At 66.7% G+C, this 2,312-nt stretch carries 3 protein-coding genes; 1 reads left to right on the forward strand and 2 read right to left on the reverse strand.

Annotation, left to right across the window (positions count from 1 at the left end; all coding sequences use genetic code 11):
• The first annotated feature begins 121 nt into the window (after positions 1 to 121).
• A complete protein-coding gene (locus LQV45_RS26390) occupies positions 122 to 874 on the forward strand; it encodes a TetR/AcrR family transcriptional regulator (RefSeq protein WP_230009665.1) in 753 nt (250 codons plus the stop codon).
• A gap of 7 nt (positions 875 to 881) precedes the next feature.
• Here LQV45_RS26390 and LQV45_RS26395 read toward each other — a convergent pair whose 3' ends face one another.
• A complete protein-coding gene (locus LQV45_RS26395) occupies positions 882 to 1,670 on the reverse strand; it encodes an alpha/beta fold hydrolase (RefSeq protein WP_230009667.1) in 789 nt (262 codons plus the stop codon).
• A gap of 89 nt (positions 1,671 to 1,759) precedes the next feature.
• Entirely contained in the window at positions 1,760 to 2,257 is a 498-nt protein-coding gene (locus LQV45_RS26400) for an SRPBCC domain-containing protein (protein ID WP_230009669.1), read from the reverse strand.
• Positions 2,258 to 2,312 lie beyond the last annotated feature (55 nt).

Genomic DNA, 2,312 nt, shown 5'->3' on the forward strand with positions numbered 1-2,312 from the left:
GCTGGGATGGCTGGCGGCGGCGGTACATGAGACGCGCGGTGTACGGCGTACACCTGATGCGGCCACGTTAGGTGTACGGCGTACACTTGTCAATAGGGAACCGTTAGGGAAGGGTGGCCGGATGACCCAGCAAGCGGAGCGAACACGCCGGATTCCGTTGAGCCGGGACCGCGTCCTGGCTGCCGCCGTCGTGCTGGCCGATCAGGTGGGGATCGAGGCGCTGAGCATGCGCCGGCTGGCGCAGGAACTCGGCGTCGTTCCGATGGCGCTTTACAAGCACGTGGCCAACAAGGAGGAACTCCTTGACGGCATGGTGGACGCCCTTGTCAGCGAGATCGATCCTCCCGTCCGCGATGCCGGCTGGAAGGACGCCGTGCGACTGAGGGTGCTCTCGGCGCGGGGGGCGCTGCTGCGGCATCCGTGGGCCCGGCAAGTGCTGGAATCGCGCACGAATAAAACGCCAGCGGTCCTTGGCTACATGGACTCGTTCATCGGCATGTTCCTGGCCGGAGGCTTCTCCGTGGACCTGACCCATCACGTCATGCACGCCCTCGGCAGCCGCATGTGGGGGTTTACCCAGGAGCTGTTCGACGACTCCGCCGGCGGGAACGCCGCAGGGCTGGCCACCCTTCCGCCGGAGGCGCAGGCGGCCATGTTCCAGGAGATGGCCGAGCGGTATCCGAACATCCTGAAGGTCGCCACCGCCTCCGCGCACCAGGACTCCGTGGTGGGCCAGGGGTGCGATGACCAGTTCGAGTTCGAGTTCGCCCTCGATCTGCTCCTGGACGGCTTCGAACGGCTGCACCGGCAGCACTGGACCTCCACTCCGGCACAGACCAGCCCGGCGCAGACCTCGACGCCGGCGAGGCCCTGACCGGCCCCTACTCCTCCAGGAACCGCAGCAGGTACGGGAGAGTGGTCCGCATGGCCCGCAGGTCGCCCCCGCTCGCGGCCAGCTCGCCCAAATAATCGCCGTGGGTACCCGGCACGATCATCAGGCGCGCCCCGGGAATGACCCGTGACATCCGCACGGCGTGGTCAGCGCTGACGACGTCGCGGTCGGCGCTCAGCACCAGGGTCCGGGCCGTGATGCGGCGCAGGTCCTCGTCCGACCATCCGGGGAAGCTCAGGATCCGCTGGCGGTCCAGTTCGAACATCCGCTCGAGGTGTCCGGGGTCCGGGTTCAGCCGGCGGTCCGCGTCCTGGTACACCTCCGGCATGTCATCGAGGGTTGCCTTTTCCATCCCCTCCCAGAATTCATCGCCCACAGCGTCGCGGCTGGCGAAGGTGGAGGCGGCAATCAGGCACCGCACCATGGACGGATGCCTCATGGCCAGCGCGAGCGCGGTGTGGCCCCCGGCGCTGAACCCGAGCACGTCCACGGAGTCCACGTTGAGCTCATCGAGCACGGCCTTGATGTCCCCTGCCGATCCTTCGGCGGTGAGCGGCCGGGCGGTAGCCGCGGTCCGGCCGTGGCCTTCCTCTTCGACGGCGATCACCTGCAGGCTCTCGGCCAGCAGCGCGGGGATGAGGCCGGCGAAATTGGTCTCGATGCTCGAGCCTCCGCCGGGAATCAGCAACAGCGGGGGCTCGCCGACCCGCGGGTGACCGTGGACCTCGTAGTACATGCGGAGGTCGCCGTTGGCCGCGTAACCGTGGGTGAAAGTCACATGGCATGTTACCGCCGCTAATACCGGGCTGAACAGGGCCTTGCGGACGACGGCGGGAGATTCCCGCCGTCGTCGTGTTGCGTTGCAGGTCAGGCGTTGACGGACTCGGCGATGATCGCGTCGACCTGGCCCAGCGCCTCCCTCATGCCTTCTTCCATGCCCATGGCGACGATCTTCTCCATCTGCTCCTCCGCCTCGAAGGTGGACAGGATGGTCATTCGGGTGCGGTCGCCGATTGGCTCCAATGTCACAACTCCGTGGATCGTTCCCATATCGGCCACGGGGTCGCCGTTGTCGTCCGCGAAGCCATCATCGAACTCCAGCCGGTGCGGAGCGTTGATGGTCACGAACCGCCACCAGCCGCGGGCCTTCTCCCCCTCGGGTCCCGTCATGTAGTAGCTGGCCTCGCCGCCCGGGACGAACTCGTGCTTCTCGAAGGTGGCCGGCCACGTGGGCGGCCCCCACCAGCGCTCGAGCTGGCGCGGGTCTTCCCAGATTTGCCAGACGCGCCCCACTCCGGCATCGAACTCGGCGACCACGGTGAGGCTCAGCGCCTCAAGATTCTTGACTGAACTGACAACCGTCATGACGAACTCTCCTATCCTTCAGTTTCCTTCAGCTTGGCCTTGCGATTTCTTGATT

It is taken from the genome of Microbacterium sp. Bi128, from assembly GCF_918698205.1.

Coding starts and splice junctions, on each gene's coding strand:
- LQV45_RS26390 (WP_230009665.1), top strand. CDS start 122: ATGACCCAGCAAGCGGAGCGAACACGCCGGATTCCGTTGAGCCGGGAC.
- LQV45_RS26400 (WP_230009669.1), bottom strand. CDS start 2,257: ATGACGGTTGTCAGTTCAGTCAAGAATCTTGAGGCGCTGAGCCTCACC.